Raw genomic sequence first — 23,869 nt, 5'->3', positions numbered from 1 at the left:
TAAAGCCACAGCAAGTGGCAATAATGAGGACAAGAAATGGCGACTACCACCCTTGGGGTCAAACTCGATGACCCTACCCGTGAGCGACTCAAGGCAGCTGCGCAGTCGATTGACCGTACGCCGCATTGGTTGATCAAGCAGGCTATCTTCAATTACCTGGAGAAGCTCGAGGGTGGCGCGACCCTGCACGAAATCAATGGCCATGGTGCCAACCTCAGTGACGACGCCGGCGAGGTACAGCCTGAGCATAGCCATCAATGCTTCCTCGAGTTTGCTGAAAGCATCCTGCCGCAATCGGTACTGCGTGCTGCCATCACTTCGGCCTACCGTCGCCCCGAGCAGGAAATGGTGCCGATGCTGCTGGAGCAGGCGCGCCTGACCACTGCCCAGGCCGAAGCCACCAACAAGCTCGCCTCGGGCATCGCCGAGAAGCTGCGTAACCAAAAGAGCGCCAGCGGTCGTGCCGGTATCGTTCAGGGCCTGTTGCAGGAGTTTTCGCTGTCGTCGCAGGAAGGCGTTGCTCTCATGTGCCTGGCCGAAGCCCTGCTGCGCATCCCCGACAAAGGCACCCGCGACGCGCTGATCCGCGACAAGATCAGCACCGGCAACTGGCACCCGCACCTGGGCAACAGCCCGTCGCTGTTCGTCAACGCAGCAACCTGGGGCCTGCTGCTGACCGGCAAGCTGGTCTCGACCCACAACGAATCCGGCCTGACCTCGTCGCTGACGCGCATCATCGGCAAAAGTGGCGAACCGATGATCCGCAAGGGCGTCGACATGGCCATGCGCCTGATGGGCGAGCAGTTCGTCACCGGCGAAACCATCGCCGAAGCCCTGGCCAACGCCAGCCGCTTCGAGTCCAAAGGCTTCCGTTATTCCTACGACATGCTCGGTGAAGCCGCACTCACCGAGCATGACGCACAGAAGTACCTGGCCTCCTACGAGCAGGCGATCCACTCGATCGGCAAGGCCTCCCATGGCCGCGGCATCTATGAAGGCCCGGGCATCTCGATCAAGCTTTCCGCCCTGCACCCTCGCTACAGCCGCGCGCAATACGAGCGGGTGATGGACGAGCTGTACCCGCGCCTGCTGTCGCTGACCTTGCTGGCCAAGCAGTATGACATCGGCCTGAACATCGACGCCGAAGAAGCCGACCGCCTCGAGCTGTCGCTGGACCTGCTCGAGCGCCTGTGCTTCGAGCCATCGCTGACTGGCTGGAACGGTATCGGTTTTGTCATCCAGGCTTATCAGAAGCGTTGCCCGTACGTGATCGACTCGGTCATCGACCTGGCCAAGCGCAGCCGCCATCGCTTGATGATCCGCCTGGTCAAGGGCGCCTACTGGGACAGCGAAATCAAGCGCGCCCAGGTCGAAGGTCTGGAAGGCTATCCGGTCTACACCCGCAAGGTGTACACCGACGTTTCCTACATCGCCTGCGCACGCAAGCTGCTGTCGGTGCCAGAAGCCATCTACCCGCAGTTCGCTACCCACAACGCCCACACCCTGTCGGCCATCTACCACATCGCCGGGCAGAACTATTACCCGGGCCAGTACGAGTTCCAGTGCCTGCACGGCATGGGCGAGCCGCTCTACGAACAAGTGGTGGGCAAAGTTGCCGATGGCAAGCTGAACCGTCCGTGCCGGGTGTATGCCCCGGTCGGTACCCACGAGACGCTGCTGGCCTATCTGGTGCGACGCCTGCTGGAAAACGGCGCCAACACCTCGTTCGTCAACCGTATTGCCGACCACTCGATTTCGATTCAAGAGCTGGTCTCCGACCCGGTCGCCAATATCGAGCAGATGGCGGCCCAGGAAGGCAGCATCGGCCTGCCACACCCGCGCATCCCGCTGCCGCGTGACCTGTATGGCAGCGAGCGGGCCAACTCGGCCGGTATCGACCTGGCCAACGAACATCGCCTGGCGTCGTTGTCCTGCGCGTTGCTGGCAACCGCTCACACCGAGTGGAAAGCCGCACCGATGCTGGGTTGCGCTAGCAGCCAGGAAGTGACGGCAGCGGTGATCAACCCGTCCGATCATCGCGACGTCGTCGGTCATGTGCAGGAAGCCACCGTCATTGATGTCGACAACGCCATCCAGTGCGCGCTGAACGCTGCGCCGATCTGGCAAGCGACGCCACCAGCCGAGCGTGCAGCGATCCTCGAGCGCAGTGCCGACCTGATGGAGGCCGAGATCCAGCCGTTGATGGGCCTGCTGGTGCGTGAAGCCGGCAAGACCTACGCCAACGCCATTGCCGAAGTCCGCGAAGCGGTGGACTTCCTGCGTTACTACGCGGTACAGGCCCGCAACAACTTCAGCAACGACGCCCACCGCCCATTGGGCCCGGTGGTGTGCATCAGCCCGTGGAACTTCCCGCTGGCGATCTTCAGCGGCCAGGTTGCTGCGGCCTTGGCTGCCGGTAACCCTGTGCTGGCCAAGCCTGCCGAGCAAACTCCGCTTATCGCTGCGCAAGCGGTGCGCTTGATGCTTGAAGCCGGCATACCTGAGGGTGTGCTGCAACTGCTGCCAGGCCGCGGTGAAACCGTCGGCGCCGGTCTGGTCGGTGACGAGCGGGTCAAAGGTGTGATGTTCACTGGTTCGACCGAAGTCGCCCGCCTGCTGCAACGCAATATCGCTGGCCGCCTCGACGCTCAAGGCCGACCGATCCCGCTGATCGCCGAAACCGGCGGGCAGAACGCGATGATCGTCGACTCGTCGGCCTTGACCGAGCAAGTGGTGATCGACGTGGTTTCCTCGGCATTCGACAGCGCCGGTCAGCGTTGCTCGGCCCTGCGCGTTCTGTGCCTGCAGGAAGACTCCGCCGACCGCGTGATCGAAATGCTCAAGGGCGCCATGGCGCAAAACCGCCAGGGCAACCCGGAGCGCCTGTCGGTGGACATCGGCCCGGTAATCGACGCTGAAGCCAAGGCGGGTATCGAGAAGCACATCCAGGCCATGCGCGAAAAAGGCCGCGCCGTGTATCAGGTGGCCATCGCCGATGCTGCCGAATGCAAACGCGGTACCTTCGTCATGCCGACCTTGATCGAGCTGGACAGCTTCGACGAACTCAAGCGCGAGATCTTCGGTCCGGTACTGCACGTAGTGCGCTACAACCGCCGCAACCTCGACCAATTGCTCGAGCAGATCAACGCCTCCGGCTACGGCCTGACCCTGGGCGTACACACCCGCATCGACGAAACCATCGCCAAGGTTGTGGATACCGTCAACGCCGGCAACATGTACGTCAACCGCAACATCGTCGGTGCCGTGGTCGGCGTGCAGCCGTTCGGTGGTGAAGGCCTGTCCGGCACCGGCCCGAAAGCCGGCGGCCCGCTGTACCTGTACCGCCTGCTGTCGACCCGCCCGGTCGACGCCGTGGCTCGCCAGTTCAAGGAGGCCGATGCTACCAGCAAGGTCGACAGCGTCCTGCGCGATCAATTGATCAAGCCGCTGCACAGCCTTAAAGCCTGGGCCGAAAGCAACCAGCTGAGCGACCTGGCCAGCCTCTGCGAGCAGTTCGCAGAGCAATCACAGAGCGGCATCACCCGCCTGCTGCCGGGCCCGACCGGCGAGCGCAACAGCTACACCATCCTGCCGCGCGAGCATGTGCTGTGCCTGGCAGACAATGAAGCTGACCTGCTGGCTCAATTGGCTGCAGTACTGGCTGTAGGCAGCTCGGCGGTATGCGTCGACGGCGAGCCGGCCAAGAGCCTGCGTGCGCGCCTGCCTAAAGAGCTGCAAGGCAAGGTCAAGCTGGTAGCTGACTGGACCAAGGATGAAGTAGCGTTCGATGCTGTTATCCACCACGGCCACTCAGACCAACTGCGCGCCGTATGCGAACAGGTAGCCAAGCGCGCCGGGGCGATTGTCGGTGTGCACGGGTTGTCCAGCGGCGATCAGCAGATTGCCCTGGAGCGTTTGGTGATCGAGCGCGCAGTGAGCGTCAACACCGCTGCGGCGGGGGGTAACGCGAGCTTGATGACGATCGGCTGACACCGACACGGCAGTAAGCAAAAAGGAGAGCTTTGGCTCTCCTTTTTTTATGACTTTCAGAATGGTGCGTTAACCGACGAACAGATCACTGGGACTGTACCGCTTTGGGTTCCACCAAAAGACCGCTTGCGCTCATGGAACCAAAGTAACTTCTGGAAATATCGGCAAAGGCACTGGAAAGCGAGCCTTTGGATTTATCATGATAAGCAAGCGTGATATCCAGGTTACCTATCACTGGGAAGCCATCAACCCCTGTCAAGACTTGAAAGTCTTCGTCAAGCGTACTCATCAAGACCGCAGACACGTAGAACCCGGATGCCAATGCCGCGACAATACCTGCATAACTGGTGCTGTTGTAACTTACTCGATAGGCCTTTCTAACACGCTGCAGAGCTTGCAGTATCAAGTCCCTGTCGCCGCAGCCCTTAGTAAAAAGTGCCAAGGGCACCGGACTTTGTGCCAAGGCATTGCTGCCCTTAGCGCAGACCCACTTAAGCTCTTCAGAATGGAGAAGCTCAGATGACACCGCCGGAGGCCTACCCTGCGTCAACACTACATCCAGTTCACCGGACAGATAGCGCTCCCAAATCTGGCTACTGTAACCACAGTGCACTTCAATCTCCATGTCAGGAAAACGCGCAGCACACCGCTTGATAATATCCGAGAAGAAACTGGAGACGTAGGCGTCAGACGTCCCAACCTTGACCTGCCCCTTGTAGCTCATGTCGGTCATCGTGGCGACGGCTTGATCATTCATCTCCAGGATTCTGACAGCATGAACAAGCATCTCGTCGCCTTTGGCCGTCAACGCCAACGCTTTCTTGCCCCTGACAAACAGGTCAGCGCCTAGATGAGCTTCAAGCTTCTGGATCTGCTGGCTTACGGCTGACTGGACGCGACACAGTTTTTCCGAGGCTCTGGAAAAGCTCTTTAATTCCGCCACGGTAACGAATGTGCGCAGCTGATTCATATCAAGGTTCATTCGAAGCTCTATCATCACATTCCGAGATGGGTTGCATCATAATTATTAGCGATCACTTGATCAAACAATGACTTAGCATGCGAGCTTCTCAAATGGAGCCATAGCATGCCATCTAGAATCATCGGGAAAATCGACCTCCGGGACTACAACTTAACCAGGGACATCGAGCATCTCAATTCCGTAACCAAGCAGCCTGAAGAGTACGATGAATTTGGACAAGGCCATTGGAAAAACCTATCCATCTATAATGCGAGCGGCGACGCTTCCGACACTCAGTACAGGAGCACAGACCACTGTTTACCTACTGAGCATGCATTGGCATGCTTGCACCTTCGCGAGTTCATCCATACACATTTTAAGTTCGATAACCTCCAAATGGTTCGCGCCAGGAGCCTCGTTGACGGACTGGTGATACCGCACCGCGACTTCGTGGAACTTGGCCAGAAAACCAAATATTTCAGGGTCTTTGTTGCCCTTGAGGACAATGACGAATCCTTCCACTCTGACGAGCACGGTGTGTTCCAGATGAGGGCAGGCGAAGTCTGGTACCTCGATGCAGGAATAAGCCATGCAGCAGTAAATTTTGGATTACACAGCCGTATGTTTCTCTGCTTGGACTTCATGTTTGAAGATGCCTTTGTCGACACCGATATTTTTGGAGCTCAAGCCGCTATTGACTTTGATTGCCACACCACCTATATCGAGCGCCAACCGCTACACACAACGCACGTATCGGAGATCATTTCCGCCACATCAAAAATCATAAATCGCCACACCTTCAAAGACATTGTATTCGCATTATCAAAGTACCATTTTATCTATGACCTTCCAGTCTCATCCTGCTATGACTGGATCATCAGCGCCGCTAGGCAAGCCGACAACCTAGAAATAATTGACAAGGCTGTCGGGCTGCGCCGCTATCTCATCGAACAGAGAGATATTGGTCAGCGCTATGCAATAAACGACTGGAACGCCTGATCGTGAGCTCCGCTATGACCACAGCAGAAAAATATTACCCCCTGGCTTTTTTACTGATGTGGAGCAGCGGAGCTATCTTCGTAAAGCTCGGCCTCGAGGATGCGTCAGTCTCTGTTTTTCTTACAATTCGCTCTGTTGGCGCAGTGCTGGCCTTGCTCATTGCTTGCTGGCTGACCGCGCCGCACTACAAGCTGAAAGAGAGCCTGCTATTACCAAAAGCCCTTTTGATTCGAGTGATGGGTGTCGGTGTACTTTTACAAGTAGCCTATCAAGCAGCCTACTTCTTTGCCTTGAACCATCACATGTCGCCGGGGGTACTTGCACTGATCCTCGGGTTCCAACCTCTCCTCACCCCAATTTTTGCCAGCGAACGGATTGGCAGGGCTGGCAGCCTATATCTTTTGTTGGGGTTATCAGGCCTGACGATCGCGCTACTCGGCGCCCGTGAACTAGGATCGATAACTGCCATAGGACTATGTTTTGGTTTGGGGTCGGTGCTCGCCATAACGGCCGGTGCGGTCCTGCAGAAGAACACCACGATCAATCCCGTGACCGCCGCTTTTTATCATGCGCTCATTGCTTCGATTACCTTCCTGGCGGTGCTGCCGTTTACGGATATACGACTGAGCTTGACGCCTACGTTTGTCGTTTCGGCACTATGGATGTCCACGGTTGTATCCACGCTCGCTGTTGTCCTGCTATTCAAGATGCTCGCCAGAAACTCCGCCAGCAAGGTGGGTGTTCTCTTCTATATGGTCCCCGTCATAACCATGGCAATGGACTACCTTGCATTTGGCAACAAGATTAATTGGTTAACCCTGTTGGGGGCTTGTTTGGTCATGGTAGCGGTAAAGGGCTTTGGAGCGACGCAAGCTAAGCCGGATACACCCACAATCGAAAAACAATAGTTTCTGCTCTTCTTCAAGCCCGCCACCCGATCGTAGTTCGCAACGCAACTCGTCGCAATGGCCTGAGGCATCTGAGCGCCGGTTTGGGAAATGGACTACACAGTAGAGGGAAAATCCGAGACATCAGATCAAATAAAACTGATTGTGCGCCACAGGCAGCACATTAAGGTCACGTGGCATCAACACCTGCTGACTACTGAGTAGCAAATTCAACCTGGTGACTACCGGCTGATTCCAGGTCGACGTCGCCTGTAATTGGGGCCGCTTCGCGGCCCCAAAACCAGCAGCAGCTACACCAATCCGCGCCTGGCCACCGCCCACTTACGCAACGCCAGCGCAATCACCGCCGCACTCCCGACTCGGCGTCATCAATGCCCAATGACGCACGAAGCACCAATTCTAGCCCCCACTCACCGACACCAAATTAATCACGTCCGGTTGCGCCATAGCCACCACAGGCTCCAGCCTTTGATTGCCTCGAAAGCTAAAAAAATCACCATCCAAAGCCAGGCATTAATACCTGGAATAACGAGGAGTAGGGAAAACGAGGGGATCGCAAACATCAACCTACCTGGGAATTGGATAACTGCGAGATATAAAGCGTACGTTCTTCCAGCAAGGAACAACACGCACGTCACGATAACTGAGATCTGGACTGCAGCGCCGAGCCATATTAAAAACTCCAGCCCACCACCCCAGCACTGCATACTTTCTAAACCAGAATAAAAATCACCCAAGATCGGAACTCTGCCGCGTTTCAAACTGCCATACACAAGGAACGCTACATAAAGCGCATCCATCCCTCCCCATAGCATTTGAATCAACCGTATCTTCCGACCTGACGAGATCTGTAGACGACTTGTCATTTCAGTTCATATACCTCGTCTGCAATTACACGGCGCCAATACCACACGCTGCCCGACACCTCCCACGCATCGTCTCCCTGTACATAAATTTGCACTGTTTCTTTGACTTCTCCACACTTATATATCGCCGAGGACGCCGCAATATAAAGCTCCTCATCGCCTAGAGGCACCCATTTTTGCGTCACGACCCTCGTAGTGTTCGCATAGTCTTTTCCATCGCTCAAGAACACTCGCCCCTCATCACTAAGCGACGCCAGAAAATTTCCAAAAAAAGCTGCACCTGAAGCTATTTTCCTTCTACGCACATCCATTATCTTCCACTTCCCAGGACCAAAACTCAGCGATCCAGCAGGAGATCTTCTTTCCACACATCATTCCAGCGAATCAATCTGTCCATATTTCCCCCTACAAAGGGACAATATCTACAACTTGTGAGGCGTTTCTGTCTCGCCAAGAAATCCGAGAAGCATGTAGGAAGTTTCCGATCGCCCTCCCCCCACTCTGTGATGCCCCATCACTAGGACCTATTGTTCTAGTGCCACGGCAAATTCACGCATAGCCTTGCACCAACCCCATCACTGGACCCGCCAGCATGTCCGAAACCCTGCTCAGCTCCCGCAACCTGGCTTTCGAGCTCTACGAAGTTCTCGACGCCGAGGCCCTGACCCAGCGCCCACGCTTCGCCGAGCACAGCCGGGAAACCTTCGATGCGGCGTTGGCCACTGCGCGCACCATCGCCGAGAAGTACTTCGCCGGGCACAACCGCAAGGCCGACGAAAATGAACCGCGCTACGTGGATGGCCGGGCCGAGTTGATTGCCGAGGTGAAGCCTGCGGTCGATGCCTTTTTGCAGGCGGGTTTCCTCAATGCCAACCGCGATTTCGAGGTCGGTGGCATGCAGTTGCCGAGCCTGCTCTCGCAAGCCTGTTTCGCGCACTTCCAGGCCGCCAACGCGGGCACTACGGCCTACCCGTTTCTGACCATGGGCGCCGCCAACCTGATCGAGAGTTTCGGCAGCGATGAGCAGAAGCGCTTGTTCCTGCAGCCGATGATCGAGGGGCGCTACTTCGGCACCATGGCCCTGACCGAACCCCATGCTGGCTCGTCACTGGCGGATATCCGCACCCGCGCCGAACCGGCTGGCGATGGCAGCTACCGGATCAAGGGCAACAAGATCTTCATCTCCGGCGGCGACCATCAGCTGTCGGAGAACATCGTCCATCTGGTGCTGGCCAAGCTGCCGGATGCGCCCGCCGGGGTGAAGGGCATTTCGCTGTTTATCGTGCCCAAGTACCTGGCCAATGCCGATGGCAGCCTGGGCCCGCGCAACGATGTGCTGCTGGCCGGGCTGTTCCACAAGATGGGCTGGCGTGGCACCACCTCGACGGCACTGAATTTCGGCGATCAAGGCAACTGTGTCGGCTACCTGCTCGGCCAGCCGCATCATGGCCTGGCCTGTATGTTCCAGATGATGAACGAGGCGCGGATCGGCGTCGGCATGGGCGCGGTGATGCTTGGCTATGCCGGTTATCTGTACTCGCTAGACTACGCCCGCCAGCGCCCGCAAGGGCGCCTGCCGGACAACAAGGACCCACTCAGCGCGGCGGTGCCGATCATTGCCCACAGCGATGTGAAGCGCATGCTGCTGACGCAGAAGGCCTACGTCGAAGGCGCCTTCGATCTGGGCTTGTATGCCGCACGTCTGTTCGACGATACCCACACAGCGCCCAGCGCCAGCGAGCGCCAGCAGGCCCAGGCATTGCTCGACCTGCTGACGCCGATCGTCAAATCCTGGCCCTCGGAGTTTTGCCTGAAGGCCAATGAGCTGGCGATCCAGATTCTTGGCGGCCACGGCTATACCCGCGAGTACCCGGTCGAACAGTACTACCGCGACAACCGTCTGAACCCGATCCATGAGGGCACGCATGGCATTCAGTCGCTCGACCTGCTCGGGCGCAAGCTGGCGCACAACGGCGGCGCCGGGCTCAAGCAGCTGATTCGGCTGATGGCTGCCACCGCCGAACGCGCCAGCCATCACCCGGCGCTGGATGAGCTGCGCCAGCCGCTCGAGCAGTTGGTCAATCGGCTGCAGGCCGTCACTCTGGCTTTGCTGGGTGATATGGCCGCTGGCAAGGTCAGCCTGGCGCTGGCCAACTCGGCGCTGTACCTCAAGGTATTTGGCCATTGCGTGATTGGCTGGCGCTGGCTGGAGCAGGCGCTGCATGCCGAGCGCGGGCTGGTCAACGGCGCGGCGGCCGACCACGACTTCTATCGTGGCAAGTTGCAGGCGGCGCGTTATTTCCTGACTTGGGAAGTACCGGGCTGCCATACTGAGCTGGCACTGCTCGAGGCCCGCGATGACACCTGCCTGAGCATGCACGAAGGGTGGTTCTAGGGGGAGCCGCCGCGTTCACGGAGTTCTGCCCATGTTCGATTCCAGCGCCCTGCTGCGTCAGCGCTTTGCTGCGCTGCGCAGTACGGCCGAGGTGTTTTCGCTGCGCCACGTCAAGCAGTCCTATCAAGGCTTGGCGGTGCGCCGCAATGTTGCCCAGCCACCGTTCTTCAATCAGGACGAAGGCGCCATGCTCACCGTGCGCATCAACGGTGTGGAGGCCTACGCGGCCACCGCCGATCTTTCGCAAAGCGGCTTGCAACGGGCGCTGGAGCAAGCCGAAGCGCTGGCCCGGCAGATCGCCCGGCACAGCCTGCTGGACTTGAGCACGCAAGCGGTGCCGAGCGAGCGCCATGACCATGTCTCCCCCAACTTCATTCAGCCGCTGCCAAACCTGGCCGATTGCCTGGGCCTGCTCGCCGCCGAATCGGCCAGCGTGCCGACGGACAACCGCCTGGTCGACTGGCAGGCGAGCCTGGGTATCAGCGAAGTCGAACAGACCTACCTAAACTCGGCCGGCGCCGAACTGCGCCACGCCCAGCGCTTTTTGTTTCCGGGCATGGGCGTCACTGCCAGCGACGGCCAGGACAGCCAGAGCCGCAGCCTGGGCCGGGACAATTTTGGCCAGCAGGGCGGTTTCGAGATCATCGAGCGCTGCGGCCTGATCGGTGCCGCGACGCAGGTTGCCGATCAGGCCTTGCAACTGTTGCTAGCGCCCAACACGCCGAGCGGCAAGCGCGACCTGTTGCTGATGCCTGACCAGATGATGCTGCAGATCCACGAGTCGATCGGCCACCCGCTGGAGATGGACCGAATTCTGGGCGACGAGCGTAACTACGCCGGTACCAGTTTCGTCAAAGCCAGCGACTTCGGCCAGCTCCAGTATGGCTCGAACCTGCTCAACGTGACCTTCGACCCGACCATCGCCGAAGAGCTGGCCAGCTACAGCCACGACGATGACGGCACGGCCGCCAGCAAGCAGTTCCTGATCTGTCAGGGCAAGCTGTTGCGCCCGCTCGGGGGCGCGCTGTCGCAGTTCCGCTCCGGGCTTGATGGGGTCGCCAACAGCCGCGCCTGCAGCTGGAACCGCGCGCCGATCGACCGCATGGCCAACCTCAATATCGAACCCGGTGAGCAGTCGCTGGCGCAGCTGATTGGCGGTATCGAGCGGGGCATCCTGATGCGCACCAACCGCTCGTGGTCGATTGACGATGCGCGCAACAAGTTTCAGTTTGGCTGCGAGTGGGGCCAGTTGATCGAAGACGGCCAACTCAAGGGCGTGGTCAAGAACCCTAACTACCGCGGTATTTCGGCGCAGTTCTGGCGCGACCTGTCGGCAGTCGGCGACCGTAGCACTTTCGAGGTGCTCGGCACCCCCAACTGCGGCAAGGGCGAGCCCAATCAGGTGGTGCGGGTCGGCCATGCGTCGCCGGCCTGTGTGTTCAGCCAGATCGATGTATTCGGAGGAGACGCCTGATGCGCGCCACACCCCAGGAGCAATTCCAGCAGCTGCTGCAGACCTTGCGTGCAGCCCTGCGCGACGGCGAGCAGTTCACCCTCGGTTTCAGCGCCGAGCAGTCGCAGTTCATTCGTTTCAACCATGCCAAGGTGCGCCAGGCCGGTGTGGTCAGCCAGGCCAGCGCCCAGCTCCGGCTGGTCGACAATGGCCGCCAGGCCGAGCAGCAATTCACCTTGTGTGGCGATGCCGAGCTTGACCAGCAGCGCCTGCACGATGCCCTCAAGCAATTGCGCCAGACCTTGCCGCTGCTGGCCGTCGACCCGTACCTGAGCCTGGACGAGAGCGCCTGGCAGTCGCACAGCCTGCAACAACAGGCGCTGCCGGACCCAGCCGAGGTGCTGGCGCTGGTCGAACGCGAAGCTGCCGAACTGGATTTGGTCGGCATCTACGCCGCCGGCCCGATCTGCCGCGGCTTTGCCAGTTCGTTCGGGGCGTTTGGCTGGCATGAAGCGGTCAGTTTCAACTTCGACTGGAGCCTGTTCCACGCCAACGGAGAGGCAGTCAAAGCCAACTATGCCGGCCAGAGCTGGGACGCCGCTGCCTTTGTCGAGCGTTTGCGCCTGGCCCGCGAGCAACTGGCCTATCTGGGCCTGCCTGGGGTGCTGCTCAAGCCCGGCAGCTATCGCGCTTACCTGGCGCCAGCGGCCATGGATGATATCGCCGGCATGCTCTGCTGGGGCGGTTTTTCCGCGCAGGCACTGGCCACCGGCAACAGCGCCTTGCAGCGGCTGTACAGCGGCGATGCGCAATTGAGCCCGCTGGTGAGTATCAGCGAGCAGGTCAGTGGCTCGCTGAGCCCGGCGTTTTCCGACGAAGGTTCGCAGCGCCAGGACCTGCAACTGATCGCCGAGGGTCGCGGCCTGCAGCGCTTGGTCAGTGCCCGCAGCGCAGCGGAGTTCAAGCTGGCCGCCAACGGCGCCGACAGCTACGAGTCACCCTGCGCGCTGAGCCTGGCGCCGGGCGAGTTGGCCACCGCCGACATCCTCCAGCGCCTGGGCACCGGCCTGTACATCAGCAACCTGTGGTACCTGAACTACTCTGACCTGCCAGCAGCACGGATGACCGGCCTGACCCGCTTTGCCACCTTCTGGGTCAAGAACGGCGAGATTCAGGGACCGGTCAGCACCATGCGCTTCGACGATACCCTGTACAACCTGCTCGGCCAGCAGCTCGAAGCCTTGACTGCCGAGCGTGAGCTGATCCTTTCGACCAGCACCTACGGCCAACGGCAAACCGGATCGAGTCATTTGCCGGGCGCGCTGGTCAAAGCGATGACCCTGACTCTGTAACACCGCCGCCTGGAAGGATTTGAGGCCGCCATGACCGATCGCGCACCGCTTGACCCTGTCACCGCCCGCTGGATCCCGTGGGTGGTGGCGATTGCCTTTTTCATGCAGTCACTCGACGGCACTATCCTCAACACTGCGCTGCCGGCGATGGCGCGCTCGCTCGAGGAAGACCCGCTGCGCATGCAAGGGGTGATCATTGCCTACATGCTCACCGTGGCCTTGCTGATCCCGGCCTCGGGCTGGATCTCCGACCGCTTTGGCACCAAGCGGATCTTCTTCAGCGCGATCCTCTTGTTCAGCTTTGGCTCACTGCTGTGCGCCCTGGCCAACAGCCTCGGTTTCCTGATTGGGGCGCGGATCGTTCAGGGCCTGGGCGGTGCCTTGATGCTGCCGGTCGGGCGGCTGGTGGTGCTGCGCGCCTACCCGCGTTCAGAGCTGGTGCGGATCATGAGCTTCATCACCATCCCCGGCCTGCTCGGCCCGCTGCTGGGGCCGACCGTTGGCGGCTGGCTGGTAGAAATCCTCAGCTGGCACTGGATCTTCTTGCTCAACCTGCCGGTGGGTGCGCTGGGCTGTTGGGCGGTGTGGAAGTTCATCCCCGACCTGCGCGGCAGCGAGCGCACGACCTTCGATACACCTGGGTTCCTCCTGTTTGGTGCAGCGATGGTGCTGATCACCATTGCCATGGAAGGCCTGGGCGAGCTGCACATGCCGCACCTGCGGGTGATGTTGCTGCTGTTTGCCGGCATGGCATGCCTGGCGGCCTACTGGCTGCGTGCCGGGCGCGATCCCGAGCCGCTGTTCTCGCCCAGCCTGTTCCGCGTGCGCACCTTCGCCATCGGTATTCTCGGCAATCTGTTCGCCCGTCTGGGCAGCGGTGCCCTGCCCTTCCTGGTGCCGCTGCTGCTGCAGATCGCCCTGGGCTATTCGCCGTCCCAGGCTGGCATGAGCATGATCCCTCTGGCAGCAGCGGCGATGGTTGCCAAGTCGGTGGCACGGCCGCTGATCGAGCGGCTCGGCTACCGCATCATCCTCACCGGCAATACCGTGCTGCTGGGCATCCTCCTGGCGAGCCTGGGCCTGGTCGATGAGCAGACGCCGTATGCTTTGTTGCTGGTGCAGCTGTCGTTGCTCGGTGCAGTCAACTCGCTGCAGTTCACCGCGATGAACACGGTGACCCTGATCGATCTCGACGATGCCAGCGCCAGCAGCGGCAACGGCTTGCTTTCGGTGGTTGCGCAACTGGCCTTGAGCCTGGGCGTGGCCTGTGCCGGTGCCCTGCTCGGCGGCTTCACCGCGGCTGGTAACGGCGATGGCGTTGAGAGCGTGCTGGGGGCCTTCCAGCTGACCTTCTTCACCATCGGCCTGATGTCGATGCTGGCAGCGGCGATCTTCCTGCAACTGGCGCCAAGCGACGGCAGGCGTGCCCGTCGTCCGGAAGCCGAGATCGAACCTTAGGGGGAATGGCCACGAGGCTGGTAGACTATCGGGCATTTTTCGCTTTGCTACCCAGGCCCGCCTCGTGACCACCGAATCCACCGCATTTGCCTCTTTGCCCTTGTCTGCCGCCATGCTGGCCAACCTGGAGGCGCTCGGCTATGCCGCGATGACCCCGATCCAGGCCCAGAGCCTGCCGGTGATCCTGCGTGGCCAGGACCTGATCGCCCAAGCCAAGACCGGCAGCGGCAAGACTGCTGCCTTCGGCATCGGCCTGCTCAATCCGCTCAACCCGCGCTACTTCGGCTGCCAGGCACTGGTCCTGTGCCCGACCCGCGAGCTGGCTGACCAGGTGGCCAAAGAACTGCGCCGGCTGGCCCGGGCGGAAGACAACATCAAGATCCTGACCCTCTGCGGTGGCGTTTCGCTCGGCCCGCAGATCGCCTCGCTGGAGCACGGCGCGCACATCATCGTTGGCACTCCGGGCCGGGTTCAGCAGCATCTGGACAAGGGCACGCTGGTCCTCGACGGGCTCAACACGCTGGTGCTCGACGAAGCCGACCGCATGCTCGACATGGGCTTCTTCGACGCCATTGCCGCGATCATCGGCAAGACGCCGTCGCGCCGGCAGACCTTGCTGTTCTCGGCCACCTACCCGAGCGGCATCGAGCAACTGGCCGCTGACTTCATGCGCAAACCGCAGCAGGTCAAGGTCGACGCGCTGCACAGCGAAACCCAGATCGAGCAGAGCTTCATCGAGATCGACCCGCAGCAGCGCCTTGAAGCGCTGACCCGCGTGCTCGCGCACTACCGCCCTGAATCGTGCGTGGCGTTCTGCTTCACCAAGCAGCAGTGCGACGAGGTGGTCAACCACCTGACCGCCAAGGGCATCGTTGCCCAGGCGCTGCATGGCGATCTGGAGCAGCGTGACCGCGACCAGGTGCTGGCGATGTTCGCCAACCGTAGCATCTCGGTGCTGGTTGCCACCGACGTTGCCGCGCGCGGCCTGGATATCGACGGCCTGGACATGGTCATCAACGTCGAACTGGCGCGTGATGCCGAAATCCACGTACACCGTGTCGGCCGTACCGGCCGTGCTGGCGAAAAGGGCGTCGCCGTCAGCCTGGTCGCTCCCGCCGAAGGCCATCGCGCCCAGGCGATCGAGCAGCAACAGAAGCGCCCCCTGCGCTGGGAACAGCTGGACAACCTCAAGAGCCAGGGCGGCGAGCCGCTGCTGCCGGTAATGGTCACTCTGTGCATCGGCGCCGGGCGTAAAGACAAGCTGCGCCCGGGTGACATTCTCGGTGCACTGACCGGCGACGCCGGCATCCCTGGCAAGCAGGTCGGCAAGATCGCCATCTTCGACTTCCAGGCCTTCGTTGCGGTCGAGCGAGCATTGGCCAAGCAGGCCGTGCAGCGCCTCAACAGCGGCAAGATCAAGGGCCGCGCGCTGAGAGTGCGTATCCTCTGATAGCTGCAGCAACCCTGTGCCGGCGGCACAGGGTCGGCCTCACCCTCGTTCAACTGATTCCAGGTAACCCCCGTGCACTCCACCGACGTGATCATCCTCGGCGCTGGCGCCGCCGGCCTGATGTGCGCTCAGCTCAGCGCCAATCGTGGCCGCCGCGTGCTGCTGCTCGACCATGCCAACAAACCGGGCAAGAAGATCCTCATGTCGGGTGGCGGGCGTTGCAACTTCACCAACATGTACACCGAGCCGAGCAACTTCCTCTCGAACAACCCGCACTTCTGCAAATCGGCGCTGGCCCGCTATACCCAGTGGGACTTCATCGAACTGGTGGCCAAGCATCAGGTGCCGTATCACGAGAAGAAACTCGGTCAGCTGTTCTGCGATAACAAATCCAGCGACATCCTCGACCTGCTGCTGGCCGAGTGCAACGCCGCAGGGGTGGACCTGCGCATGGACACCAGCATCGAGACCATCGAGAAAACCGCCGAGGGTTATCGGCTGCAGACCAGCGCCGGCCCGTTCGCCTGCCAGTCGCTGGTGATCGCCACCGGCGGGTTATCGATCCCGACGTTGGGCGCCAGCGGCTTCGGCTACCAGGTAGCGCGCCAGTTCGGCCACACCTTGCTGCCAACCCGTGCCGGGCTGGTGCCGTTCACCATCACCGAGCCGCAGCTCAAGGCCATGTGCACCGAGCTTTCGGGCACCTCGCTGGACTGCACCGCCAGCTGCAACGGCAGCAGCTTTCGCGAGAACCTGCTGTTTACTCACCGCGGCCTGAGTGGCCCGGCGATTCTGCAGATTTCTTCGTTCTGGGAGGCCGGCGACAGCGTCGAGATCAACCTGCTGCCTGACCGTGACGCGCTGGACTGGCTGCAAAGCCAGCAAATCGAGCGCGCCAACAGCGAGCTGAAGACCGTGCTCGGCGAGGTGTTCACGCGCAAGCTGGCAAACCTGCTGGCCGAGCAGTGGTTCGAATCAAAGCCGATGAAGCAGTACACCCCGGCCGAGCTGGCACAGATCGCTGACAAGCTGGCCTGCTGGCAGGTAGTGCCGGCCGGCACCGAAGGTTATCGCACGGCCGAGGTCACCCTGGGCGGCGTCGACACGCGCGAAGTGTCGTCCAAGACCATGGAGTCGCTGAAAAGCCCTGGGCTGTATTTCATCGGTGAAGTGCTCGATGTCAGTGGCCATCTCGGCGGATTTAATTTCCAGTGGGCCTGGGCTTCTGCCAACGCCGCGGCGCAGTTCGTGTAATGTAGAATCCTTTCAGCAATGCCCTGAAAGGTTCTCATCGATCACTGCCAGCAGGCCACTATGTCATCGAGCTCGTTTCGTCATTCTCTGCGTCGTTTGTGGGGCCAGGACAAGTTCAGTTATGCCATCCGGGTGACCATCGCCCTCACCGGCAGCATGGCCTTGTGTTGGTATCAAGATGAAATGAAGCTGTTGATCCCGCTGTTTCTGGGGATCATAGCCAGCGCCCTGGCCGAGACCGACGACGGCTGGCAGGGCCGCCTCAGCGCCCTGCTGGTGACCCTGGCCTGTTTTGCCATCGCCGCGCTGTCGGTCGAGCTGCTGTTCCCCTACCCCTGGATTTTTGCCTTCGCCCTGGCCCTAGCGGCGTTCTGCCTGACCATGCTCGGCGCCTTAGGCGAGCGCTATGGCGCGATTGCCTCGGCGACCTTGATCCTCTCGGTGTACACCATGATCGGCGTCGACCAGCGCGGCGGCGAGGTCACCGACTTCTGGCACGAGCCCTTGCTGCTGGTGGCAGGCGCTGCCTGGTATGGGCTGCTGTCGGTGCTGTGGCAGGCGCTGTTCTCCAATCAGCCGGTGCAGCAGAGCCTGGCCAAGCTGTTCTACGAGCTGGGCCGCTACCTCAAGCTCAAGGCCAACCTGTTCGAGCCAATTCGCAACCTTGAAGTGGAATCGCGACGGCTGGAGCTGGCCCAGCAGAACGGCAAGGTGGTCGCAGCCCTCAACGCCGCCAAAGAGATCATCCTGCACCGGGTCGGCAACAGCCAACCCAACTCGAAGGTCAGCCGCTACCTCAAGCTGTATTTCCTGGCCCAGGACATTCACGAGCGCGTGAGTGCCTCGCACTATCCGTACAACGCTCTGGCCGAGGCGTTTTTCCACAGCGACGTGATGTTCCGCTGCCAGCGCCTGCTGCGCCAGCAAGGCTCGGCCTGCCAGCAGCTGTCGGAATCGATCCGCATGCGCCAGCCGTTCGTCTACGGCAGCGGTTTTGCCGAGGCGCTGGAAGACCTGCACGCCTCCCTGGAACACCTGCGCATCCAGAGCAACCCAGCCTGGCGCGGCCTGCTGCGCTCGCTGCGGGCGCTGGCTGGCAACCTCGCCACGCTGGACCGCCTGCTCGCCGACGCCAGCAACCCGGATGGCCTTGCCGATGCCAGTGACAGCAGCCTGCTGGACCGCTCGCCGCGCAACTTCAAGGACGTCTGGAGCCGCCTGCGCACGCAGCTGACGCCGACTTCGCTGCTGTTCCGCCATGCTCTGCGCCTGCCGCTGGCGCTGTCGATCGGCTATGGCATGGTGCATCTGATTCACCCGACCCAGGGTTACTGGATCATCCTCACCACGCTGTTCGTCTGCCAGCCCAATTATGGCGCGACGCGGCGCAAGCTGGTGCAGCGGATTTTCGGCACGGCGATCGGCCTGACGGTCGGCTGGGCGTTGTTCGACCTGTTCCCCAACCCGGTGGTGCAGTCGTTGTTCGCGGTGGTTGCCGGGGTGGTGTTCTTCGTCAACCGCACCACCCGCTACACCCTGGCCACGGCGGCAATCACGCTGATGGTGCTGTTCTGCTTCAACCAGATCGGCGACGGTTACGGCCTGTTCCTGCCGCGCCTGTTCGATACCCTGGTCGGCAGCCTGATCGCCATTCTGGCGGTGTTCCTGTTCCTGCCCGACTGGCAGGGGCGGCGGCTGAACAAGGTGCTGGCCAATACCCTGACCTGCGCCAGCGAGTACCTGCGCCAGATCATGCAGCAGTATGCGTACGGCAAGCGCGACGACCTCGCCTATCGCCTGGCCCGGCGCAATGCGCACAACGCTGACGCAGCGCTGTCGACTACTCTGGCCAACATGCTGATGGAGCCTGGCCACTTCCGTAAGGAAGCCGATGTCGGTTTCCGCTTCCTGGTGCTCTCGCACACCTTGCTCAGCTACCTGTCAGGACTAGGTGCGCACCGCGATACGGCGCTGCCGCCAGAGGTCCACGAGCAACTGATCGACGGTGCCGGGGTCAGCCTGGCCAACAGCCTCGACCAGATCGCCAACGGCCTGGCCGCGCGCCTGCCGGTGGCGATTCACAGTGATCAAGAAGAAGCCTTGGCCAATGCCCTCGAGCAGATGCCGGAAGAGCTGGATGAGCATCAGCGCCTGGTGCAGACGCAGCTGGCCTTGATCTGCCGCCAGCTCGGCCCGCTGCGGACCATGGCCGCGCACTTGATCAAGGAAAGTGCGCCGAGCTGAGCCAAGGTTCTAGAAGCCATGCTGGCGCAGCAGGCGCTGATAGCTGCCATCGGCCTTCATGGCCGCAATCGCGCGCTCGAAGCGCTGCACGATCTGCCGATGTTGCGGGTGCTGCAGGCTGACCAGAATGTGCAGGCTGTTCTCAGCCAGCGGCGGATCGACAAAACTGACCGAGTCACGTACTTGCTGCGGCTCGCGCTGCAGGTTGTAACGTGCAACATACTCGTCTTCCACTGCCAGCTTGACCCGCCCGGCCGCCAGCATGCGCACAGCTGAGGAGAAATTGCGCACCTGTACCTTGCTCAGGCGGCTGTCATCGTCGAAGCTCGGCGAATAGGCATAGCCGCGCACCACGGCGATGCTGTAGGGGTACAGGTCAGCCTGGCGCTGATAAGTGAAGGCCTCACCCTGACGCTTGAGCAAGCGGATACGGTTACCCAGGTAGGCACTTGAAAACTGCCCGATCTGGGTGCGCGATTCGTTGTACCAGGCGTTGACCAGCACGTCGTAACGTCCTTCGCCCAACCCTTTCAACGCCCGCGCCCAAGGCACTTCTTCGTATTCACTGGTAAAGCCTGCGCGCATCAGCGCCGTGGTCACCAGGCTGGTCGCTAGGCCACCGCCGGGCATGCTGGCGTCGGTGAACGGCGGCCAGCTGTCGGCAACCAGACGCAGTTTTTGCTCTGCAGCTGCAGGCGAGGCCAGCAACGCCAGCAACAGCCCGGCAAGGCACAGCAGTGGCCGCATGCACGAATCCTTTTGGCAATGGGGGGCTCCCGCGGATGACGGCAACATGTGCTCCGTCATACTGAGCAGAATACAGATCCGCGGTGCTGCCGACAGCGGGCAATGATGTCAAATGGCCTCTATTTTGGCCAAGGCGGCAGATTACTTGCCAAAGCAATAATCAGGCCTCGTTGCGAGGCCCAATTGGTCAGCGTTGCAGCACCTCCAGCACGCAGCGGGCAATCTGCGCATCCTGCACCGCAACGCCGGTCAGATCGGCGAGGGTCAGTTGCCCGTCGTGTTCGCGCCCGGTCGTGTGCCCTGCCAGCACCTCGCCGAGTTCGCTCAGCTGGCTTGGGGCTATCAAACCGGCCTTGAGCGCATGAGACACCTCGCCGTACTGGCTACATTGGCGGCGCGAATCGACAATGATCCGCTGAGCACTGGCGACCAGCTCCACCGCCAGTTCCTGCTTGCCTGATGCATCGGCACCGACCGCGGTGATATGGCTGCCGGGCAGCAGCCATTCACGTTGCAGCAGCGGCTCGCGGGAAGGCGTGGCGCAGACCAGCAGGTTGGCCGCCTCGGCCACTAGCCGCGGTTGCTCGACACAGCGCACAGTGCAGCCCAGCGCCTCGGCAAACGCCCTGTAATCGCGCCGCGCGGCGTCACTACGACCCCACACCAGCACCTCGCGGCAGGCGGTGACTGCCAGCAACTGCTCCAGCTGCAAGCGCGCCTGCATGCCGGTGCCAAGGATGCCGATCGCTTCGACCCGGTTCGGCGCCAGCAACCGTGCCGCGATGCGCCCAGCCAAGGCGGTGCGCATGCAGGTCAACCAACCCTGATCAGCCAGCAGCGCCAACGGCTGGCCGGTGCTGGCACTGAGCACCAGCATCAGCCCGTCGTTGCTCGGCAAGCCCTGCTGCGGGTTGCTGTAGAAACCAGTGGAAACCTTGACCGTGAAGGTCTCACTGCCCTCGACATAGGCCGATTTGATACAGCAGTCGCCATTTGCCTGAGGGAAGCCGAATGCCTGCACCGGTGGCACCTGCACCCGGCCTGCGGAATAAGCGACAAAGCCCAGTTCGATGGCGCACATGGCCTGATGGACATCCAGCGCGGCCATGATCGCCGGCAGCTCGTAGACCTTCATGCGATAGCCTCGAGGTATTTCTCCAGCACGATATTGCGGCCGCACAGCACGACTGCGACTTTCTTGCCGCGATACTCCTCGGCCAGCGCCAGCATGCCGGCCATCGCCACGCCTGCGGCGCCCTCGATGATCCAGCGCTCGCTGGCGGCGACCTCACGCATGGCAGTCTTGATCTGCGCCTCACTGACCAACACACTCTGACTCAACAGCCGTTGGCACAGGCCGAGGGTAACGCTGTCGGGTTCGACGCCGCCGGCGGTGCCATCGGAGATAGTCTCCTCCTCGTCGACCTCGATGATCCGCCCTGCTGCGAGTGAGGCATGCAGGGCTGGTGAGTTGGCTGGCCAGCAACCAACGATGCGGGTTTTCGCCGACAGGCCATGCAGGGCCGTTGCAATACCGCTAATCAGACCACCACCGCCCACAGCCACGAACACCGCATCCAGCTCCGGCTGCTGCTCAAACAGTTCCATTCCGACCGTTCCCTGACCGGCGATGATCTGGTAGTCGTTGTACGGCGACACGTACGGTTTGCCTTGCACCTGCGCCTGGCGCCCGGCTTCCAGTTCGGCGCCGAGCGGATCGAGATCAAGGCTGATGACCTCGGCGCCCAGTGCGCGCATTGCTTCCAGCTTGTAGCTGGAGGCCTGCGTGGTGGTGTAGACGCTGACCGGCACGCCCAGTGCCTGGCCGGCCAAGGCAAGGCCCTGGCCGTGGTTGCCGGAGGACGCGGTGATGACGCCACGCTGGCGCTGGGCCGGGTTAAGCAGGCGCAGCTTGTTGCTGGCACCGCGGTATTTGAACGAGCCGGTGTGCTGCAGGTGCTCGCACTTGAGGTAAACCTCACAGCCGCTCAGAGCACTCAGGCGGCTGCTCAAGGTCAACGGCGTGACCGCGACCTGCGGGCGCAGCGCGGTGTGGGCTTCAGTGATGGCCTGCTGCAGGGAGCGCAGTGCTTGGTCGTCGATCATCAGTAATGCTCTCGGTGGCAGAGCGCCACCCAGGCAGCGCACTAATATGGAAATTAAATCTACGATAGATTTTATTTCCACGTCACGCAAGCACCAGCGAGCAGGCCGACAGGTGATCAGCTTTCGCGAGCGAGCTTCACGTACTTGTAGACGGTCGCCCGGCCCATGTTCAGCACGTTGGCCACATAGTCATAAGCGCTCTTGCCGCGGAACGCCCCTTCGCCATGCAGAGCCTCGATCAGCTCGCGCTTGTGCTCGCGCTCCAGCGTATTGAGGCTCTGGCTACGTTCGGCCAGCCAGCTGTGCATGAAGGTGTTGATGCGCTCCTGCCAGTCATCACGAAACAGCACTTCAGGCTGCGGCAGCAGGCGGCTGGCCTGGAAGAACACATCCAGCGCCTGCCTGGCCTGCTCCAGCAGCGATACGTTGAAGTTGATGCACAGCAGCGCTTCGGGCTGACCGTTGTCATCGAGCATCACACTGCTGATCGAGCGAATTTTCTGGCCGTCCCAATTGAGCTTTTCGTACGGACCGAGCCGGGTGGCGCCATTGAGGTCGGCAGGCAAGTCGTGCAGCGCCGAGTCGTCGCCCAACTGGCGCTTGGAGATATTGTTGGCGATGTGCACGATGGTCTGGCTGCGCAGGTCATGCACCACCACTTCAGCATGCGGAAACAGCAGCGTGGCGACGCCGTCGGCCATGGCGGCGTAGTTGCTGAAGCGGGGGCTGAGCGCCGGCCGGGGTGCAGACATCGCAAGCATTCCTGAGGGTAAAGCGCGCCATGCTAAGCCAGGCACGCGCGGCAGGGAAAGTGCAGCGGCCGCGAGCGACCCGCTGCAGGTTGATTCAGGGGTAGCCCAGCACCTTACGGATGTGCGCCAGATGCGCGCCGATCCACTGCTTGTCGATCGCGCCCCAGTCGCGGATGCGGTACTGCCCGGCATGGTTGCGGGCGCCGCTCTCCTGCTCGAATTCGCAGATGATGTCGAGGTCGACCAGCGCAGCGATGGTGTCTTGAGCGGTGCGCCGGGGCATGCCGGTGGCTTCGGTCAACGCCGGCACGCTGGCGGCGGTCTGGCTGTCGATCAGCCAGGCGACGTACAGGCGGCGGTAGAAGCTGCTCTTGGTCTTGCTCACTTCCATGCTCGGGGTCCTTAGGATTGATTGGGCAGTTCCTGGTAGGTCAGGTAAACGCGCAGGTCGAATTCCAGTTGATGGTAATCCGGCTCCATGTGCTGGCAGAGCTGGTAGAACGCCTTGCTGTGGTCGCGCTCACGCAGGTGCGCCAGCTCATGCACGACGATCATGCGCAGAAACTCTGGCGCGGCGTCCTTGAACAAGGCCGCGATGCGGATTTCTTTCTTGGCCTTGAGCTTGCCGCCCTGCACCCGCGACACAGCTGTATTCAGACCCAGTGCGCGGTGGGTCAGGTCGAGGCGGTTGTCGAACAGCACCTTGTCCAGGTTCGGCGCACTGCGCAGATAGCTCTGCTTCAGTTCCTGAGCGTAGGCGTATAACGCCTTGTCATTCTGCACCTGGTGACGCGCGGGATAGCGCTGGCGCAGGTACTCGCCCAGGCGGTCGCTGGCGATCATCTGCCGCACCTGCTCTTGCAGGTGCGGTGGGTAGGCTTGCAGGTAACGTAGGTCGGTCATGGCACGGCGGTCGATAAAAGCACACGCGATT

The 23,869-nt window shown here is 61.4% G+C and carries 19 protein-coding genes; 10 read left to right on the top strand and 9 right to left on the bottom strand.

Going from position 1 to position 23,869, the window contains the following annotated elements; genetic code table 11:
• Window positions 1–36: 36 nt before the first annotated feature.
• The gene (gene putA, locus FW789_RS15625) at window positions 37–3,990 is read left to right on the top strand and encodes a trifunctional transcriptional regulator/proline dehydrogenase/L-glutamate gamma-semialdehyde dehydrogenase (protein ID WP_411562281.1); all 3,954 of its coding nucleotides are present in this window, start codon (window positions 37–39) and stop codon (window positions 3,988–3,990) included.
• Window positions 3,991–4,075: 85 nt separating this feature from the next.
• On the opposite strand, the gene FW789_RS15620 is transcribed toward putA, so the two are convergent.
• On the bottom strand, window positions 4,076–4,972 hold the full coding sequence (locus FW789_RS15620; protein ID WP_446431720.1) for a LysR family transcriptional regulator: 897 nt from the start codon (window positions 4,970–4,972) through the stop codon (window positions 4,076–4,078).
• Window positions 4,973–5,077: 105 nt separating this feature from the next.
• On the opposite strand from FW789_RS15620, the gene FW789_RS15615 reads away from it, so the two are divergent.
• Together FW789_RS15615 and FW789_RS15610 are read left to right on the top strand one after the other, a co-directional pair.
• The gene (locus FW789_RS15615; protein ID WP_186700690.1) at window positions 5,078–5,950 is read left to right on the top strand and encodes an aspartyl/asparaginyl beta-hydroxylase domain-containing protein; all 873 of its coding nucleotides are present in this window, start codon (window positions 5,078–5,080) and stop codon (window positions 5,948–5,950) included.
• Window positions 5,951–5,964: 14 nt separating this feature from the next.
• Window positions 5,965–6,858, top strand: a complete 894-nt coding sequence (locus FW789_RS15610) for a DMT family transporter (protein WP_146047315.1) — start codon at window positions 5,965–5,967, stop codon at window positions 6,856–6,858.
• 428 nt (window positions 6,859–7,286) lie between these two features.
• On the opposite strand, the gene FW789_RS15605 is transcribed toward FW789_RS15610, so the two are convergent.
• Together FW789_RS15605 and FW789_RS15600 are read right to left on the bottom strand one after the other, a co-directional pair.
• On the bottom strand, window positions 7,287–7,658 hold the full coding sequence (locus FW789_RS15605; protein ID WP_146047314.1) for a hypothetical protein: 372 nt from the start codon (window positions 7,656–7,658) through the stop codon (window positions 7,287–7,289).
• Between the two features lie 62 nt (window positions 7,659–7,720).
• Window positions 7,721–8,092, bottom strand: coding sequence for a hypothetical protein (locus tag FW789_RS15600; RefSeq protein ID WP_146047313.1), 372 nt, complete (start codon window positions 8,090–8,092; stop codon window positions 7,721–7,723).
• 224 nt (window positions 8,093–8,316) lie between these two features.
• Here FW789_RS15600 and FW789_RS15595 point away from each other — a divergent pair, with 224 nt between their 5' ends.
• From FW789_RS15595 to yccS, 7 genes are all read left to right on the top strand, one after another.
• Window positions 8,317–10,119, top strand: coding sequence for an acyl-CoA dehydrogenase (locus tag FW789_RS15595; protein ID WP_446431719.1), 1,803 nt, complete (start codon window positions 8,317–8,319; stop codon window positions 10,117–10,119).
• 31 nt (window positions 10,120–10,150) lie between these two features.
• Entirely contained in the window at window positions 10,151–11,593 is a 1,443-nt protein-coding gene (locus FW789_RS15590) for a TldD/PmbA family protein (protein WP_446431718.1), read from the top strand.
• The gene (locus FW789_RS15585; RefSeq protein WP_446431717.1) at window positions 11,593–12,924 is read left to right on the top strand and encodes a TldD/PmbA family protein; all 1,332 of its coding nucleotides are present in this window, start codon (window positions 11,593–11,595) and stop codon (window positions 12,922–12,924) included. Before FW789_RS15590 ends, FW789_RS15585 begins: the two co-directional genes overlap by 1 nt.
• A 30-nt stretch (window positions 12,925–12,954) precedes the next feature.
• On the top strand, window positions 12,955–14,382 hold the full coding sequence (gene mdtD / locus FW789_RS15580) for a multidrug transporter subunit MdtD (protein WP_103435809.1): 1,428 nt from the start codon (window positions 12,955–12,957) through the stop codon (window positions 14,380–14,382).
• Between the two features lie 64 nt (window positions 14,383–14,446).
• Window positions 14,447–15,832, top strand: a complete 1,386-nt coding sequence (gene dbpA, locus FW789_RS15575) for an ATP-dependent RNA helicase DbpA (RefSeq protein ID WP_103435808.1) — start codon at window positions 14,447–14,449, stop codon at window positions 15,830–15,832.
• A gap of 72 nt (window positions 15,833–15,904) precedes the next feature.
• On the top strand, window positions 15,905–17,086 hold the full coding sequence (locus tag FW789_RS15570; protein WP_103435807.1) for an NAD(P)/FAD-dependent oxidoreductase: 1,182 nt from the start codon (window positions 15,905–15,907) through the stop codon (window positions 17,084–17,086).
• A 60-nt stretch (window positions 17,087–17,146) separates the two neighbouring features.
• Window positions 17,147–19,330 (top strand): YccS family putative transporter, encoded by a 2,184-nt coding sequence (gene yccS / locus FW789_RS15565; protein ID WP_340612615.1) that lies wholly within the window; start codon window positions 17,147–17,149, stop codon window positions 19,328–19,330.
• A gap of 9 nt (window positions 19,331–19,339) precedes the next feature.
• Here the strand turns inward: yccS and FW789_RS15560 are convergent, their stop codons facing one another.
• The 6 genes from FW789_RS15560 to FW789_RS15535 form a co-directional block, all read right to left on the bottom strand.
• Window positions 19,340–20,077, bottom strand: a complete 738-nt coding sequence (locus FW789_RS15560; protein WP_186700700.1) for a substrate-binding periplasmic protein — start codon at window positions 20,075–20,077, stop codon at window positions 19,340–19,342.
• Window positions 20,078–20,264: 187 nt separating this feature from the next.
• The gene (locus FW789_RS15555) at window positions 20,265–21,212 is read right to left on the bottom strand and encodes an ornithine cyclodeaminase family protein (protein WP_340612616.1); all 948 of its coding nucleotides are present in this window, start codon (window positions 21,210–21,212) and stop codon (window positions 20,265–20,267) included.
• Window positions 21,209–22,183 (bottom strand): threonine/serine dehydratase, encoded by a 975-nt coding sequence (locus FW789_RS15550; RefSeq protein WP_446431716.1) that lies wholly within the window; start codon window positions 22,181–22,183, stop codon window positions 21,209–21,211. The genes FW789_RS15555 and FW789_RS15550 overlap by 4 nt, the downstream gene beginning before the upstream one ends.
• Window positions 22,184–22,299: 116 nt before the next feature.
• Window positions 22,300–22,935, bottom strand: a complete 636-nt coding sequence (locus FW789_RS15545) for a helix-turn-helix transcriptional regulator (protein ID WP_103435802.1) — start codon at window positions 22,933–22,935, stop codon at window positions 22,300–22,302.
• Between the two features lie 94 nt (window positions 22,936–23,029).
• Window positions 23,030–23,326 carry a winged helix-turn-helix domain-containing protein gene (locus FW789_RS15540; RefSeq protein WP_446431715.1) on the bottom strand — a complete coding sequence of 99 codons (297 nt, stop codon included), beginning with the start codon at window positions 23,324–23,326 and terminating at the stop codon, window positions 23,030–23,032.
• An 11-nt stretch (window positions 23,327–23,337) separates the two neighbouring features.
• Window positions 23,338–23,838: a M48 metallopeptidase family protein gene (locus FW789_RS15535; protein WP_101315795.1), complete on the bottom strand. Its 501-nt coding sequence runs from the start codon at window positions 23,836–23,838 to the stop codon at window positions 23,338–23,340.
• Window positions 23,839–23,869 lie beyond the last annotated feature (31 nt).

The sequence above is a fragment of the Pseudomonas sp. 1121_17 genome (genome assembly GCF_052850745.1).
This window is presented reverse-complemented; position numbering and strand designations above follow the sequence as displayed.